Here is a 15276-nt window from a genome sequence, read left to right as displayed (position 1 = left end):
TTGGCCGCGGCCGTATACGCCCAACCCGGCTCCGGCGCCCGGTTCGACTGGGGGCTGGCGGGCGCGGCCGAACTCGGCCGGGTCTGCGCCGCGCTGGTGGTGGTGGACGTGCTCTCGTTCACCACCGCCGTCGAGGTCGCGGTGAGCCGGGGCATGCGGGTGCACCCGTTCCCGTGGGGCGAGCAGGCCGCCGACTACGCGCAGCGGGTCGGCGCGACCGTCGCCGTGGGCCGCCGCCGGACGACCCCGGAGCAGCCGTGGTCGCTCTCGCCGGCGGCCCTGAACGCCGCCCCCGTCGTGACCGACCTGGTCCTCCCCTCGCCCAACGGCTCGGCGATCAGCGCGGCGGCCAGCGCCACCGGCCTGCCGGTGGTGGCGGCCTGCCTGCGCAACGCCCGCGCCGTCGGGCAATGGCTGCTCCGCCAGGGGTACGGCTCGACGGACGCGCCGATCGGCGTCATCGCCGCCGGGGAACGGTGGCCGGACGGGTCGCTGCGCCCGTCGGTCGAGGACCAGCTGGGCGCGGCGAGTGTGCTCGACGCGCTCGCCGCCGGCGCACCGGGCGGGCTCTCCGTCGAGGCGGCCATGGCGCTCGCCGCGCTGGCCAGCACGCCGGACGTGCCGGCCGCTGTCCGGGGCAGCGTCTCCGGCCGGGAACTCGTCGAGGGTGGCTTCGCGGGGGACGTGGACGTCGCCGTGCAGCTCGACGTCTCGGACGTGGTGCCGCTCCTGTACCAGGGCGTCTTCTCCGCCGCCTGACGCCCTCGTCGGGCTGGCGAGCCCGGCACGCAGGTCCCACTGCAGCACGACGAGAAGGGGCCGCCCGGTTATCCCGGGCGGCCCCTTCTCGTACGTGGTGCGGTCGGCGGCGGTGCCGCCGGGTCAGTCGTCCAGCCAGTCCAGCCGGCGGGTGCCGCGGTCCTGCTGCCCGGCGCCGTCACGGCCCCGGCCGCCGTAGCCACCCTGGTCGCCGTAGCCGCCGGCCTGGTCGTAGCCCCGGTCGTCGTAGCCGCCGCGCTGGGTGGGCGGCTCCTGGCCGTAGCCACCCCGCTGGGTCGACGGCTCCTGACCGTAACCGCCCTGCTGGCCGCCGTAGCCGCCCTGGTCGCCGTAGCCGGCACCCTGGTCGTAGCCCCGGTCGTCGTAGCCGCCGCGCTGGGTGGGCGGCTCCTGGCCGTAGCCACCCTGCTGGCCGTACCCGCCGCCCTGGTCGTAGCCGCCCTGACCGTAGCCACCGGTCGGCTCGGACCCGCGGCCGTACGGCGCGGGCTCCGACTGGCCGTAGCCCTGGCCCTGGTCCTGCTGGTAGAGGCCGGTCGCGTACGGGTCGGCCGGCGCCGGGTACTGCGTGCTGTCTCCGGTGTACCGGCCGGTCGGCTCGTCGTAGCGCTGCTCGCCGCCGTAGCCGGCGCCGTAGTCGCGGCCGCCGTAGCCCCCGTCAGCGGGCGGGGTGCCGCCGTAGCCGCCGCCGGAGGAGGGGGTGGCGCCGTAGCCGCCGCCGGAGGAAGGAGTGGCGCCGTAGCCGCCGTCGCCGGCACCGTAGCCGCCGCCCGATCCCGGCGCGTTCCCGTAGCCGCCGTCGGCACCGCCGTAGCCGCCGCCGGAGGACGGGGAGTTGCCGTAGCCGCCGTAGCCGGCCGGCTCGTCACCGTAGCCGTTGCCGCCCCAGCCGCCGCCCGCAGCGGCGCCGGCGCCGTACGGCTGCGCGGGGGCGCCGTACGGGTCGGGCGGAACGTCGTCGACCACCGGGCGGTGCATCATCGTGGGTGCCTCGCTCAGCGCGGCGCCACCGACCATCGTCGGGTCCGCCCCGACGCCGGCCCGGTTGACCACCCGGGTCTGGTCGTCCGCACCGCGGAACGCGCCACGGGCCCCCGGCACCGGCCCGGCCGGGCCGGCGGGACCGTCGCCCGCGACCGCGCCGTCGGCGTCGTCCGGGTTCTCCTTGCGCTTCATCCAGAGCAGCACGATGGTGCCCACGCCGGCGGCCACGAGCAGGCCGCCGAGCAGGATGATGAGGTACGAGCCGAAGCCGCCGCCCGAGTCCTCGTTCGAGGCGTTGGCCGGCGCGCCCTCGGTCGCCTCCGGCGTCTCCTCGGTGGTCTCCTCCTCCGTCGGCTCCTCGCTGGGCAGCGCCTCCTCGGAGGCCGACGGGGTGGGGCTCGGCGTCACCTCGACCTTGATGGCGAGGCTGATCCGCTGGCCCGTGATGGCCTGACCGGCGCTCGCGTTGAAGCTCTTGGTGTTGGTGATGTTGTCGAAGCTCGCGCCCAGGGCGAGTTGCCCGGGAACGATCGGCTTGTCGGTGGTGCCGGTGAAGCGGAAGTTGCCGCTGCCGTCACTCGTGGTCTCGAACCGCTTGCCGCTGCCGTCCTGGAGCATGACGTAGGCGTTCGGAACCGCCTTGCCATTGGCCTGGACGACCACCTTGCCGGAGACTGACCGCACGGTCTGCACCTGCGGCGACGGAGGCGCCTCAGCCGCCTTGACGGTCACCCTGAGGTTGCTGGAGTCGGACGAGTCGCCCTCGACGCGGATCGACGCCTGCGTGTTGTTCGCGGCCGGCGCGTTCCCGTTCGCCGACAGCGTCAGCGTGACCCTCGCCGGCCTCTGCACGCCGGGCAGCCCGTCCTCGAACTCGACGGTGCCGCAGCCTCCGGTGCAGCTGACTCCCTGCGGAAGGCCGGTGACGCTGATTCGGGCGGACTTCTCGTCGTTGTCCGGGGTGATCTCGACCTGCACGGAGGCGCTACGGCCCGCATCGAGAGTGACCGAGTCCCCAGCGGAGGTGATCTTCGCGGCCGCGGCTGGTGTGGCGGGGAGGGCGAGCAGGGCGCCGGCAACCAGCGCTACGACCACACCGGCCCGCTGCTTCCAGGCACGTCGGTGTGTTGACACGTCCACCGCCTTCCGGGCTGACTTCCCTCACCGGCTTCCTCGCGCCGGGCCGGGGATGATTACGGTTCGAATACGCCGTCGGCAACTATGCCTTGTCCGGCTGTCCCTGCGCGACCCAGGGCCGGTGTCCGACCCCGGCATCTCGGGTCGTATCGTCCCGTCGTGTCCTCTCCGCACGTAAAGTCCGCCGCTGTCGCGGCCGCGTTGTCGGCGCTCGACGAGGGGCGTACGCCCGATCGGCCGGTCCTCCGGGAGGCGGTCCGGACGCTGTTGGCCGTCCTCGCGGAGCGCGCCCCCGGCCGATCGGTGGAGGTGCGTGTCCCACCATACGGCGCGGTCCAGTGCATCCCCGGTCCCCGACACACCCGTGGCACGCCGCCGAATGTGGTGGAGATGGACCCGCAGACGTGGCTGGCGGTGGCCGTGGGACGCCTGGACTGGGCGCAGGCGGTCACGGAGGGTCGCGTACGGGTGAGCGGGATCCGGGCCGACCTCTCCGAGCACCTTCCGCTCTAGCTGCGGGTACGAACCCACCCCGGTGACTACCTGCACGCGGATCGTGACTTTCTGTATTGACGGCGATTCGCGTACACTGTCAGGCGACAACAGTGGTCCCGGCCGAGGAGCGCGAATCCCGACCCCGTGGTTCGCCCGGCCAGTCCAGACCCAGCATTGGAGCAGGCAGGTGCCCCGAGGCGACGGCCGGCTGAGCCACGACCTTGACCCCCAACGACCCGGCCCCCAGGACGCGTGTGGCGTCTTCGGAGTCTGGGCCCCGGGGGAGGAGGTCGCCAATCTGACCTACTTCGGTCTCTACGCACTCCAGCACCGGGGCCAGGAGGCGGCCGGCATCGCGGTGAGCGACGGCTCGGGCGTGGTGGTCTACAAGGACCTGGGCCTCGTCGCCCAGGTGTTCGACGAGCCGACCCTGGCGAGCCTGCGCGGGCACGTGGCGATCGGGCACGCCCGCTACTCCACGACCGGCGGCTCGACCTGGGAGAACGCCCAGCCGACCCTCCGGTCGACCAGCGCCGGCACGACCATCGCGCTCGCCCACAACGGCAACCTGGTCAACACGGCCGAGCTTCAGCGCGAGGTCGCCGAGCGGGGCCTCTCGGCCGACGGTTCGACCAACGACACGTCCCTGGTGACGATGCTGCTGGCCAGCCGGCCGGATCTCTCCGTGGAGGCGGCCGCGCTGGAGGTGCTGCCGCGGCTGCGCGGCGCGTTCAGCTTCGTCTTCATGGACGAGTCGACGCTCTACGCGGCCCGGGACGCGCACGGCGTACGCCCGCTGGTGCTCGGCCGGCTGGAGCGTGGCTGGGTGGTGGCCAGCGAGACCGCGGCGCTCGACATCGTGGGCGCCAGCGTGGTCCGCGAGGTCGAGCCGGGTGAGCTCATCGCGATCGACGAGGACGGCCTGCGCTCCACGCGGTTCGCCGTGCCGGAGCCGAAGGGCTGCCTGTTCGAGTACGTCTACGTGGCCCGCCCGGACGCCACGATCGCCGGCCGGAACGTGCACGCCGCCCGGGTGCAGATCGGTCGCCAGCTCGCCAAGGAGCACCCGGTCGAGGCCGACCTGGTCATCCCGGTGCCGGAGTCCGGCACCCCGGCCGCGATCGGCTACGCCGAGGAGTCCGGCATCACCTACGGCGCCGGCCTCATGAAGAACCCGTACGTCGGGCGCACCTTCATCCAGCCGTCGCAGACCCTGCGCCAGCTCGGTATCCGACTCAAGCTCAACCCGCTGCGGGAGAACGTGCGCGGCAAGCGGATCGTCGTGGTCGACGACTCGATCGTGCGCGGCAACACGCAGCGGGCCATCGTGCGGATGCTGCGTGAGGCGGGCGCCCTCGAGGTGCACGTCCGGATCTCGTCGCCGCCGGTCAAGTGGCCGTGCTTCTACGGCATCGACTTCGCCACCCGGGCGGAACTGCTCGCCAACGGGCTCGACAACGAGGGCGTCCGGCGCTCGATCGGCGCCGACACGCTGGGCTACGTCTCACTGTCCGGCCTGATCGCCGCGACCGAGCAGCCGAAGACCCGGCTCTGCCGCGCGTGTTTCGATGGGGAGTACCCCATCGAGCTGCCGGAGGGCAACCTGATCGGCAAGCACGTGCTCGAGGGGGTGGGCCGGCGGGTCGCCACCAGCGCCCCGGACGCCCCGGAGCGCAGCAACCTCCCTCTCGTCGCCACTCCGGGCGGCGCGACCGTCCACCGCCCGTAGCACCGCCCGGGCCGGCCCGGTCACCTCCGGCGCCGCACCCGAGAACCACAAAGGGGAGAACCGTGACGCACGTGTCCGAGCGCAGCGGCGCAGGAACCAGCCCGACCGGAGCCGGCGGCGACCGCCAGCCCTGGACGGCCGGCACCAGCCGCCAGGCGCGCAAACGCTCGGTCTCGTACGCCGACGCGGGTGTGTCCATCGAGGCGGGCGACCGCGCGGTCGAGCTGCTCAAGTCGAAGGTGCGGCAGACCCGGCGTCCGGAGGTGCTCGGCGACCTGGGCGGCTTCGCCGGCCTCTTCCGGCTCGACACGCAGAAGTACAAGAACCCGATCCTCGCGTCCTCGACCGACGGCGTCGGCACGAAGCTGGTGATCGCCCAGCAGATGGACATCCACGACACGGTCGGCATCGACCTGGTGGCGATGGTCGTCGACGACCTGGTCGCCTGCGGCGCGGAGCCGCTGTTCCTGCTCGACTACATCGCGACCGGCGAGGTCGTGCCGGACAAGGTGGCCGAGATCGGCGCCGGTATCGCGGACGGCTGCCGGTACGCGGGCTGCGCGCTGCTCGGCGGTGAGACGGCCGAGCACCCGGGCGTGCTGCGCCCCGACGAGTACGACATCTCGGCCACCGGCGTCGGCGTGGTCGAGGAGAGCGAGATCCTCAGCCCCGAGCGGGTCGAGGTGGGCGACGTGGTGATCGCCATGCGCTCCTCGGGTCTGCACTCCAACGGCTACTCGCTGGTGCGGCACGTGCTGCTCGGCGCGGGTCGGATGCGGCTCGACGTGGTGATCGACGACTTCGGCCGGCAGCGCACCCTGGGCGAGGAACTGCTCACCCCCACGAAGATCTACGCGCAGGACTGCCTCAAGCTGATCGCCGAGGCCGAGGTGCGGGCGCTGGCCCACGTGACGGGCGGCGGCATCCCCGGCAACCTGGTGCGGATCCTGCCCGAGCACGTCGACGCCGTGGTCAACCGCTCCACCTGGCGTCCGCAGCCGGTCTTCGACCTCATCCAGTCCAAGGGCCGGATCGAGGACCCGGAGATGGAGGCGACGTTCAACATGGGCGTCGGCATGTTCGCCATCGTCTCCCCGGAGGACGCGGACCGCGCGCTGGCCACGCTCACCGGCCGGGGCGTCGAGGCGTGGCAGGCCGGCGAGATCATCGAGGGCTCCGGGAACGTTCAGATGATCGGCCAGCACACGCGCGGCTGATCACGCTCTGCTGATCATACGAGCACCTGATCGGGGGTTCACCCGAGTAGCCAATGCCGCCTAGCCTGAAGGGCACCCTCAGGCGCGGCAAGGGAGGGCAATGGCTGCTCGGGGACAGTCGTTCAACGGGATGCGTGGCGTGGCCACCGTTCCGTCGTACGTCGTGATGCAGCCCACCACCCTCTGCAACCTCGACTGCGCGTACTGCTACCTGCCGCTGCGGGCGGCCGACCGGCGGATGCCGGTGCCGGTCGCCGAGGCGGTGGCCGCCTCGGCGAACGTGTGGGCGGCGGCCGGCCGGTTCTCGGTGGTGTGGCACGGCGGTGAGCCCCTCGCGGCCGGCCGGGACCACCTGGCCGCCCTGCTGGCGCCGTTCGGGCCCGAGGTGGAGCACCACGTGCAGACCAACGCCACGCTCATCGACGACGCGTGGTGCGACTTCTTCGCCGAGCACCGGATGCGCGTGAGCGTGAGTGTGGACGGGCCGCGGGAGCGCAACGGCGACCGGGTGACGAGGGGCGGGCGCCCGGCGTACGACCGGATCGTGCGCGGGGTGGCGGCGCTGCGCCGGCGAGGGCTGCCGTTCTCGGCGCTCGCCGTCGTCTCCCGGCCCGCGCCCGGGCTCGCCACCGAGCTGTACGACTACTTCCTCGACCTGGGCTGCGACGTGCTCGGCGTCAACATCGAGGAGACCGAGGGCGTCAACACGCGCGACAACGCACACCCCCCGGCCGACGTGACCGCGTTCTGGGCGGAGCTGGTGGCGGCGTGGCGCCGCGACCCCCGGATCCACCTGCGGGAGGTCGAGTGGTCGTTGCGGTACGCCGCGGCGGTCCTGGACGGCGTGGCGGACGACGTGCTGCCCCGGCAGCTCGACCCGATCCCCACGATCGGGCACGACGGCTCGGTCACCGTGCTGTCCCCGGAGCTGGCCGGCTTCACCGACCCGAGGTACGGCGACTTCAGCAGCGGCAACGTGCTGGAGAGCCCGCTCGCGGAGATCCTGGCCGGCGCGGCCGGCACACCGTGGGTGGGCGAGTACCTCGACGGGGTCGAGGCGTGCCGTTCCCGGTGCCCGTACTTCGGCTTCTGTGGTGGCGGCCACGCCGCCAACCGCTACTTCGAGCTGGGGCGTTTCGACGGTACGGAGACCGAGCACTGCCGCAACAGCAAGATCCGCCTATTGGAGGGAGTGTTGGAGCATGCCCGAGACCACCAGTCACCGGCAGCCTGAGCGCGCGGAGATCGCGGGCCCGACCGTGATCGCCGAGAGGGTGCGGGACGCCGCCCCGGGGCTCGTCGCACTGTTGCGCGAGGCCGAGGCCGCGCGACGGCTCCGGGCGGAGGTGGCGGGCGGGAGTGGCGACGGCGCGGTCTGCGCCTGGAACCACTTCGAGAACATCCCGACGTTCTACAACTGGAACAATCGGCCGCGCTGACCCTGCGGCATCCGGATCAGGGGCCCTCCGGCGCGTGGCGCCTGGCAGGGCCCCTGACCATCAATCGGCAGGCCGCTTTCGGCGGCCACATGCGTGAGCACGCGGGGCTCACCCGCGTGCTCAGATGTGACCGGGGTCAGCGGGTGGGACGGACCCAGGTGTCCGGGTCGTCGTCCGCGTGGTCCTCGTCATCGTCGTCGACATACTCTTTGTAGTCGTCGTCGAAGTCGTGGCTCGACTTGCCGCCTCCGCCGAGTTCTCGCTGCAAGGCGGCGAGGTCGGTGTTCGGGGAGTGGTACTTCAACTCCCGGGCCACCTTTGTCTGCTTGGCCTTAGCACGGCCGCGCCCCATGGCTCGACCCCCTCGCACAGAATGCGGGGCAGCCCGAAGGCGGGCCCCGATGACGTCAGGCATCTCTCGTGGCTCTTACGGTACATGGGGATGCCACCGTTCGGCACCTCGGGTTACCGTCAGCCGCCACCGCGCGTCGCGATGGTCCGGCCGTCACCCAGTGTACCCGGTAAGGAGCGGAACCGTGACCGCCCATGACACCGGACGAAACGGCACGAACTGACCCCACGCCCAGCTTAACGGCCCGCCGCCGCCACGGGTGGCCCCGGGAGCGGATCCGTGGGGTCCGCTCCCGGGTTGGGGGATCAGCGCAGGTGGATGGTGCGCAGGCGGCCGACGTCGGCCATCCGGCGCTCGGCCAGCCGGTCCGCCGCCACCGCGGGCGGGACGCCCTCGGCGTCGGCGAGCTGGAGGATCTCCCGGGTGGTGTCGTAGATCCGGGTGGCGCGCAGCTTGGCGCGCTCGAAGTTGAAGCCCTCGATCTCGTCGGCGACCTGGATCACACCGCCGGCGTTCACCACGTAGTCCGGGGCGTAGAGGATGCCGCGGTCGGCGAGCAGCTTCTCGATGCCGGGGTGGGCCAGCTGGTTGTTGGCGGCGCCGGCCACCACCTTCGCCTGCAGCGCGGGCACGGTGTCGTCGTTCAGCGCGCCGCCGAGGGCGCAGGGGGCGTACACGTCGATGTCCGAGGCGACCAGCAGCGCGGCGTCGTCGACCAGGGTGACCTGCGGGTGGGTGGTGCGCGCCCACTCCAGCGCCCGCGGGTTGACGTCGGTGGCCACGACCTCCGCGCCGTCGTCGAGCAGGTGGCCCACCAGGTACTTGCCGACCTTGCCGAGCCCGGCCACGCCGACCCGCCGGCCGTGCAGCGTCGGGACGCCCCAGACGTGCTCGGCGGCGGCCCGCATGCCCTGGAACACGCCCCAGGCGGTGAGGATCGAGGAGTCCCCGGCGCCGCCGTGCTCCACGCTGCGGCCCGTCACGTAGCGGGTCTCGCGGGCGATCACGTCCATGTCCGGCACGTAGGTGCCGACGTCGCAGGCGGTGTAGTAGCGGCCGGCCAGCGACTCGACGAAGCGGCCGTACGCCCGCAGCAGCGCCTCGGTCTTGATCTGCTCCGGGTCACCCCAGATGACCGCTTTGCCGCCGCCCAGGTCCAGCCCGGCGAGCGCGTTCTTGTACGCCATCCCCCGGGACAGGTCGAGCACGTCGGCGAGGGCCGCCTCCTCGCTGTCGTACGGGTAGAAGCGGGTCCCGCCGAGCGCCGGCCCCAGCGCGGTGGAGTAGATCCCGATGATCGCCTTGAGGCCGCTCTGCTTGTCCTGGCAGAAGACGACCTGTTCGTGGCCGGTGGATCCCGGGTCGTCGGTGCTGGCGAATACGCCCATGACTGGCTCCTGGTGTCGGTGTGTCCTTGTGGGACGCGGACCTGATGGACGCCGGCGGGGATGCTGCCGGTGACGTTGAGCCTAATATCGGCCGCCGCGGGGCCGGCGACCACGGCACGCGTGCTGGCGGGCGCTGGCGGCGACCGGGCGTCGTTCGTGGGAGGATCGCGCCGTGCCGTCGCTCTTCGCTTCATACCTGCGCGTGTACGAGCCGCTGACCGCCTTCGACCGGGACCGCCAGTCGTACTGGCGGCGCTACGTGTCCGAGGGGCGGGCCGTCGCCCCGGTGGAGGGGCCCGGCCGGCAGCGGACGGCGGTGATCGAGGCGCTCGGCGCCGGCTGGACGCGCCTGCCGGACCTGCCCGAGGAGGCGTACGTCCTGGAGACGGACGACACGCTGCTGGTGTGCCCGTGGAACCTGCGGATCCGGGTCGCCGAGGCGGCCCTGAGCGCCCGGGACGGCGTGCCCTCGGTGCTCGCCGACGCGTTCGTGCCGCCGGTGCTCGCCGGCCAGGCCAAGGCGGTGGTGGACGACTGGCGCAGCGGCGCCCGGGTCCTGGAGCACGGCGTGCCCCGGGTGCACGAGCAGATCGCCACGTGGGGTGTCCCGCTGCGCTGGTTCGTGCTCTTCGATCCGGAGGAGCGGGACCTGGTGACCCGGCCGGGCCGCCGGTCGCTGCGCTACCGGACGGAGATCTCGAAGGCCCGGCGCCGCTCCTCGCGGGCGCTGTCGGTGCTGCGCAAGTCCGTCGGCGAGGCCCCGATCACCGAGGCGGTCGAGGAGGCCGCCCGCTGGCTGGAGGAGTTCCACCCGCGTTCGGTCGTGGAACTGGACTACGGCGGCCTGGTCGAGTTGCTGCCTGACGAGACGCTCGCCGCGGACGACTCGCCCGAGCTGGTCGCGACGGGTCTGGCCGGCCTGTCCAAGGGCGAGGCCGAGGAGGCGTCGGCCGCGTACGACAAGCTCGTGGCGCGCTGGCGGGCCGTGCAGTTGCTGGAACGCTGCAACTAGGACATTTGGTTCAGCGAGCGCTCCCAAGGTGAGGGTCGCTCGTAGTCGACGCTTCACGAACCGTGATCATGAGTCCGAATAAGGTACTTTCTGCCGTGTAAAAGTCGCATAAATCGGGCATGGTTCATCCGTCCGTCTAGGGACGTTCGGCCGTTCGGCCCATGTCGGACATCGGGGACTAGCCGGACCATGGGAGACGCGTCGGCCGGCGGGACCCCGGCCGATGTCTATACATGTGGAGGAGTGACCGATGGCATCGCGAACGCACGAACCAGAGCCGCTACTCACACCGGCCGAGGTGGCGTCGATGTTCCGTGTCGACCCGAAGACGGTGACCCGGTGGGCCAAGGCGGGCAAGCTGTCCGCCATCCGCACCCTCGGCGGTCACCGCCGGTACCGCGAGTCGGAGGTCAGGGCCCTGCTGCAGGGGCAGATCCCCCAGCAGCGCCAGGGGGACTGAGCCGGCACCACGTATTCAGGAATCAGGGCGGTGGGCTTCGGTCCGCCGTCCTTTTTCATGTCCGGCCCTCCGTCAACGTGATCCGGATGCCGACCGTGCCGCCCTCGCCCCGGCGCAGCCGGCTGCCGAGCAGCGTGAGCCGGCCGAACACCCGGTACTTGTGTTTGATCAACCCCCGGATCCGGCGGCTGCCGGCCAGGTCGTACAGCGCCGCGTGGGCCGGCACCGGGGCGCCGTGCGGTCGACCCCGCACGTCGCAGGGCGCGACGGTCACCTCGCCGTTGTTCCGGATCCGCTTCACCTTCCCCGAGTCCGCCGCCGTCCACACCGCCAGCCCGTCGCCGTCCCGCACCGCCCAGACGGGGGTCGGCACCGCGCGACCGTCCCTGCGGAAGGTCGTGAGGAGCAGGTACTTCTCCGCCGACAGGCGATCCAGCGTGGTCACGCCGCCAGGATACGGCCGGAACGCTGACTGACCGGCCAGTAGCGCGAACCCGGCACCGGCGTGGCGCGAACGAAGATCCGGCCGGTGAGCTGCGGGAACGCCGGAAGGGGCGATCTGCCGGGGGCCGTCGCGCGGGCCGATGTGGAGCTGCCCCGCTCCGGCGCCCCTCCGTCGGGGGGCGCCGGAGCAGCGGCTCAGACCTGCACGGTCGGCGGAAGCTGCTCGGGCGGCAGCCCGCCGTCGCCGTCGATCACCTCGTCCGGCGTCCCGTCCTCGTCGAGGTCGACCATCGTGACGTCCACCTTGCCGTCGTGGTCGGTGTCGAACTGGAACAGGTCGGCCTTGCCGTCGCCGTCGGTGTCCACCACCCACACGTCCGTCCGGCCGTCGTTGTTGGTGTCCGCACGCAGCAGGTCGACCCGCTCGTCGCCGCGGGTCTCCACCGTCTCCGCGCCGGGGGAGCTGTCCGGTGCCTGGCTCATCTCGACTGGTCCTTCCCTCGGTTGACCGCCGTCTGTACCCGATCCGCAGCGCCCCCACGCATGGTCGCGCCGCCGGGGGCTCTTAGGGTCGCACCATGACCGAGTGGAGCGGACCGTCGGGCACGGGCGACCCCCGTGACGCCGCCGGGCGCAGCGGGGAGGCGTGGTGAGCGATCGGTTCGTGGTCGTCGGGGCCGGCACGATGGGGCTCGGCATCGCGTACGTGGCGGCGGGCGCCGGCCACGCCGTCGAGGTGGTGGAGGTGGATCCGGCCCGGGGCACCGCGGCCCTGACCCGGCTGGGCGAACTGTGGGACCGGGCCGTGGGACGCGGCAAGCTGACCGCCGACGAGGCCGCGGCCAACCGCGAGCGGGTGACGCTGCGCGCCGCGCTGGCCGACGTCGCCGAGGGGCCGGACGTAGTGGTGGAGGCGGTGCCGGAACGGCTCGACCTCAAGCGGGCCGTGCTGCGCGACGCCGAGGCCCTGATCCCGACGCTGCTGGGCAGCAACACGTCCAGCATCCCGATCGGCGAGCTGGCCGCCGGCCTGGAGCGGCCGGACCGCTTCCTGGGGCTGCACTTCTTCAACCCGGTCTGGGCGATGGCCCTGCTGGAGATCGTGGTCGGCCCGGCCACCGCCGAGGAGACCACCGCCGCGGCCGTCGCGCTCGCCGGCCGGCTCGGCAAGGACCCCGTCGTCGTACGCGACATGCCGGGCTTCGCCACCTCCCGGCTCGGCGTCACGCTCGGGCTGGAGGCGATCCGGATGGTGGCCGACGGGGTGGCCAGCCCCGCCGACATCGACAAGGCCATGGTGCTCGGCTACCGGCACCCGGTGGGCCCGCTGGAACTCACCGACCTCGTGGGGCTGGACGTCCGGCTGGACATCGCCCGCACCCTCCAGGCCGCGTACGGGGACCGTTTCGCGCCGCCGCCGCTGCTCGAGGAGATGGTGGCCGCCGGGCGGCTGGGCAAGAAGTCCGGGCGGGGCTTCTACACGTGGACGGACGGGGTGCGGTCGTGAGCGGGCTGCGGGTCGAGGAGCACCCGGACCGGCTCGTGGTCACGCTCGACCGGCCGGAGAAGCGCAACGCGATCGACGCCGACCTCATCGGCGAGCTGCACGCGGTCTGCGCCGAGCTGGAGGCCCGGCCCCGGCTGCTGCTGCTCACCGGCGGGGCGGACGGCATCTTCGCCGGTGGCGCCGACATCGGCCAGCTCCGCGAGCGCGGGCGGCTGGACGCGCTCGCCGCCATCAACTCGGCCGCGTTCGCCCGGATCCGGGCGCTGCCCATGCCCAGCGTCGCGGCCGTGGACGGCCCCGCGCTCGGCGGCGGCGCCGAGCTGGCGTACGCCTGCGACCTGCGCGTCTGCACCCAGCGGGCGGTCTTCGGCCAGCCCGAGGTGCGGTTGGGCATCCTGGCCGGCGCCGGCGCGACCCACCGGCTTCCCGCCCTGATCGGTGAGGCCCGGGCCAAGGAGCTGCTCTTCACCGGCCGGCGGGTGGACGCCGCGGAGGCCCTGCGGATCGGGCTCGTGAACCGCGTGGTGGCCGAGCCGGAGGAGCTGCTGCCGGCCGCACACGGGCTGCTCGACGAGATGGCCAAGGGGTCGGCGCTGGCGCTGCGGCTGACCAAGCTCGCCGTGGACGCCCCGGCCGCCGCTCACCCCCAGCTCGACCTGGTGAGCCAGGCGGTGCTCTTCGAGGACGAGGAGAAGCACCGCCGGATGACCGAGTTTCTCGACCGGCGGCGCGCCCGCTGAGCCGGGCGCCCGCCGGACCCGCACGGAGAACGGCGACGGCCGCACCGGTGTCCCCGGTGCGGCCGTCGCCGTGCGGTCGTGCGTCGTTCGGATCGGCTCAGTGCCGGATCTGCACCCCGGCGTCCGCGAGCGCCCGGATCACCTGTGCCGACTCGGCGAAGCCGATCACCAGCACGGCGTCGGCGCCGAAGTCCTTGATCTGCGTGGCGCCGTCGCTGAAGTTCACCGGCGGGTCGCTCGGTGCCTCCGGCGGGTCGTACGTGAGCAGCTTGAGCCGGTCGGTGGTGATGCCGGCCTTCTCCAGCTCGGCCTTCACCACCGCCTGGAGGCCCTCACCGTACGAGTCCTTGCGGGCGACGATCGCGATGCGCTGCGACCCGTCGCGGAGGATCACGTCGGCCAGCGCCCGCCCCTGGAGGCTGTCCGGCGGCGCGGTGCGGAAGTAGAGGCCCTTGTCCTCGGCCGTGGTCAGGCCGTCGTCGGTGTTCGACGGGGAGAAGAGGATCCGGCCCGCCTTCACCACGTCCGGCAGCACCTCCAGGGAGATGCCCGAACCGCCGGCGCCGATGATGACGTCCACCCCGGCCTCGATGTGGCTGGCCACGGTCGCCTTCGCCACCGTGGGGCTGGTGCCGTCGTCGCCGTCGATCCAGGTCACCGGGTCGCCGAGCACGCCACCGGCGGCGTTGATCTCCTTGATCGCCAGCCCGGCCGCGGCGGCCATCGGCGGGTACGCCAGCGCCAGGTCACCGGTCTTGGGCAGCAGCCCGCCGATGACCAGCGGCGAGCCGTCCTCGCGGTCGGCGGCGCCGGTGGGCTGCTTCCGACCCTTCGGCGGCGTCTTGGTGCTCGCGGCGTTCTCCTCGCCGGCACCCACGAACTCGGTCTTCGCGTCGTTGATCTGCTGACCGTCGAAGTGCAGGGTCGCGTAGCTCGCGGTGGCCGGCTCGCCGGCGTCGGTGAACCCGGCGCGGGTCAGCGAGACACTGCGGTACTCGATGTCCTGCCCGTTCCGGGCCAGGCTCAGGCAGGTCGCCATGTCCTCGCAGCGCTGGCCGCCGTTCGTCACACCGACGATCTGCCGGGCGATCGCCGCGGGATCGGTGCTGCCGGCCAGCTGCGCGGCGAGCGCGCTGATGGCGACGGCGTCGTACGTCTCGGCCGCGTAGAGGTAGTCGGTCAGCTTCGGATCGACGGACCGTAGCCGATTCTTGAAGTCCTCGGGCAGCGGCGTCAACGGCGTCGTGCCCTTCATGCCGTCGACGAGGTCGGCACGATCCTTCAGCTCCGCGGGGAAGGTGTTGAGCATGTTGCCGTCGGTCCCGTAGAGGCGCGCCTGTTGGGCGGTCGTCTCCTCGGGCTTGTCAGTCCCGCAGGCGCTGGTGGCGAGCAGGAACGTGGCGCAGGCGGCCAGGGTGGCCACCCGCGAGCCGCGTGATACGAGCATGGTCGTCCTTCCATCGGCGAAGGTCCGCTGGGCACGATAGCGTGCCGCCGCCGTGCGCGGGACCGTGGAGCCGGCACACTCCGCAGGTCGCCCGCATCGGTCACGCTGAGTAATCGCCGTCGCGGTCGCCGATCGACGCTTGACC

At 72.8% G+C, this 15276-nt stretch carries 15 protein-coding genes and 1 pseudogene; 10 read left to right on the top strand and 6 right to left on the bottom strand.

All coding sequences use genetic code 11. The annotated features are described in order from the left end of the window. A complete protein-coding gene (locus D7193_RS10610; RefSeq protein ID WP_120779086.1) occupies positions 1–759 on the top strand; it encodes a 2-phosphosulfolactate phosphatase in 759 nt (252 codons plus the stop codon). 123 nt (positions 760–882) lie between these two features. Here the strand turns inward: D7193_RS10610 and D7193_RS10605 are convergent. Beyond that, positions 883–2948, bottom strand: a pseudogene (locus D7193_RS10605) (carboxypeptidase-like regulatory domain-containing protein); the annotation flags it as partial. A 112-nt stretch (positions 2949–3060) separates the two neighbouring features. Here D7193_RS10605 and D7193_RS10600 point away from each other — a divergent pair. The 5 genes from D7193_RS10600 to amcA all read left to right on the top strand — a co-directional run bounded on the left by D7193_RS10600 (position 3061) and on the right by amcA (position 7781). Then, entirely contained in the window at positions 3061–3414 is a 354-nt protein-coding gene (locus tag D7193_RS10600; protein ID WP_120779085.1) for a sterol carrier family protein, read from the top strand. Positions 3415–3583: 169 nt separating this feature from the next. After that, entirely contained in the window at positions 3584–5125 is a 1542-nt protein-coding gene (gene purF, locus D7193_RS10595) for an amidophosphoribosyltransferase (protein ID WP_120779084.1), read from the top strand. Positions 5126–5187: 62 nt separating this feature from the next. Next, positions 5188–6342 (top strand): phosphoribosylformylglycinamidine cyclo-ligase, encoded by a 1155-nt coding sequence (gene purM / locus D7193_RS10590; RefSeq protein WP_120779083.1) that lies wholly within the window; start codon positions 5188–5190, stop codon positions 6340–6342. A 130-nt stretch (positions 6343–6472) separates the two neighbouring features. Further along, entirely contained in the window at positions 6473–7576 is a 1104-nt protein-coding gene (amcB, locus tag D7193_RS10585) for a cyclophane-forming radical SAM peptide maturase AmcB (RefSeq protein WP_338324085.1), read from the top strand. Further along, on the top strand, positions 7545–7781 hold the full coding sequence (gene amcA / locus D7193_RS10580; protein ID WP_120779081.1) for a multiple cyclophane-containing RiPP AmcA: 237 nt from the start codon (positions 7545–7547) through the stop codon (positions 7779–7781). Before amcB ends, amcA begins: the two co-directional genes overlap by 32 nt. Before the next feature lie 136 nt (positions 7782–7917). Here amcA and D7193_RS10575 read toward each other — a convergent pair whose 3' ends face one another. Together D7193_RS10575 and D7193_RS10570 are read right to left on the bottom strand one after the other, a co-directional pair. After that, positions 7918–8133 (bottom strand): DUF3073 domain-containing protein, encoded by a 216-nt coding sequence (locus D7193_RS10575; RefSeq protein WP_120779080.1) that lies wholly within the window; start codon positions 8131–8133, stop codon positions 7918–7920. A gap of 305 nt (positions 8134–8438) precedes the next feature. Continuing rightward, the gene (locus D7193_RS10570; RefSeq protein WP_120779079.1) at positions 8439–9521 is read right to left on the bottom strand and encodes a Glu/Leu/Phe/Val family dehydrogenase; all 1083 of its coding nucleotides are present in this window, start codon (positions 9519–9521) and stop codon (positions 8439–8441) included. Positions 9522–9693: 172 nt separating this feature from the next. Between D7193_RS10570 and D7193_RS10565 the strand changes: the two genes are divergently transcribed. Both D7193_RS10565 and D7193_RS10560 read left to right on the top strand, forming a co-directional pair. Next, on the top strand, positions 9694–10533 hold the full coding sequence (locus D7193_RS10565) for a DUF8083 family protein (protein WP_120779078.1): 840 nt from the start codon (positions 9694–9696) through the stop codon (positions 10531–10533). A gap of 250 nt (positions 10534–10783) precedes the next feature. Beyond that, positions 10784–10993 (top strand): BldC family transcriptional regulator, encoded by a 210-nt coding sequence (locus tag D7193_RS10560; RefSeq protein ID WP_007073996.1) that lies wholly within the window; start codon positions 10784–10786, stop codon positions 10991–10993. A gap of 55 nt (positions 10994–11048) precedes the next feature. Here the strand turns inward: D7193_RS10560 and D7193_RS10555 are convergent, their stop codons facing one another. Together D7193_RS10555 and D7193_RS10550 are read right to left on the bottom strand one after the other, a co-directional pair. After that, positions 11049–11438, bottom strand: coding sequence for a PPOX class F420-dependent oxidoreductase (locus D7193_RS10555; RefSeq protein ID WP_120779077.1), 390 nt, complete (start codon positions 11436–11438; stop codon positions 11049–11051). Between the two features lie 194 nt (positions 11439–11632). Continuing rightward, positions 11633–11920, bottom strand: a complete 288-nt coding sequence (locus D7193_RS10550) for a hypothetical protein (RefSeq protein ID WP_120779076.1) — start codon at positions 11918–11920, stop codon at positions 11633–11635. Between the two features lie 166 nt (positions 11921–12086). Between D7193_RS10550 and D7193_RS10545 the strand changes: the two genes are divergently transcribed. Together D7193_RS10545 and D7193_RS10540 are read left to right on the top strand one after the other, a co-directional pair. Further along, a complete protein-coding gene (locus D7193_RS10545; RefSeq protein ID WP_120779075.1) occupies positions 12087–12944 on the top strand; it encodes a 3-hydroxyacyl-CoA dehydrogenase family protein in 858 nt (285 codons plus the stop codon). Next, positions 12941–13684, top strand: a complete 744-nt coding sequence (locus D7193_RS10540) for an enoyl-CoA hydratase/isomerase family protein (RefSeq protein ID WP_174242573.1) — start codon at positions 12941–12943, stop codon at positions 13682–13684. The genes D7193_RS10545 and D7193_RS10540 overlap by 4 nt, the downstream gene beginning before the upstream one ends. A gap of 97 nt (positions 13685–13781) precedes the next feature. Here D7193_RS10540 and D7193_RS10535 read toward each other — a convergent pair whose 3' ends face one another. Further along, entirely contained in the window at positions 13782–15131 is a 1350-nt protein-coding gene (locus tag D7193_RS10535; RefSeq protein ID WP_120779073.1) for an ABC transporter substrate-binding protein, read from the bottom strand. Positions 15132–15276 lie beyond the last annotated feature (145 nt).

The sequence above is a fragment of the Micromonospora costi genome, assembly GCF_003626655.1.
In the GTDB taxonomy this organism is placed as follows: Bacteria; Actinomycetota; Actinomycetes; order Mycobacteriales; family Micromonosporaceae; genus Micromonospora; species Micromonospora costi.
The sequence above is the reverse complement of the archived record's forward strand: the minus strand, read 5'-3'. Positions and strand labels throughout refer to the sequence as shown.

What these genes read in the sequence shown, in the direction of transcription:
- amcB (WP_338324085.1), top strand. Translation starts at nt 6,473, where the DNA reads ATGCGTGGCGTGGCCACCGTTCCGTCGTACGTCGTGATGCAGCCCACC.
- amcA (WP_120779081.1), top strand. Translation starts at nt 7,545, where the DNA reads ATGCCCGAGACCACCAGTCACCGGCAGCCTGAGCGCGCGGAGATCGCG.
- D7193_RS10575 (WP_120779080.1), bottom strand. Translation starts at nt 8,133, where the DNA reads ATGGGGCGCGGCCGTGCTAAGGCCAAGCAGACAAAGGTGGCCCGGGAG.
- D7193_RS10570 (WP_120779079.1), bottom strand. Translation starts at nt 9,521, where the DNA reads ATGGGCGTATTCGCCAGCACCGACGACCCGGGATCCACCGGCCACGAA.
- D7193_RS10560 (WP_007073996.1), top strand. Translation starts at nt 10,784, where the DNA reads ATGGCATCGCGAACGCACGAACCAGAGCCGCTACTCACACCGGCCGAG.
- D7193_RS10550 (WP_120779076.1), bottom strand. Translation starts at nt 11,920, where the DNA reads ATGAGCCAGGCACCGGACAGCTCCCCCGGCGCGGAGACGGTGGAGACC.
- D7193_RS10535 (WP_120779073.1), bottom strand. Translation starts at nt 15,131, where the DNA reads ATGCTCGTATCACGCGGCTCGCGGGTGGCCACCCTGGCCGCCTGCGCC.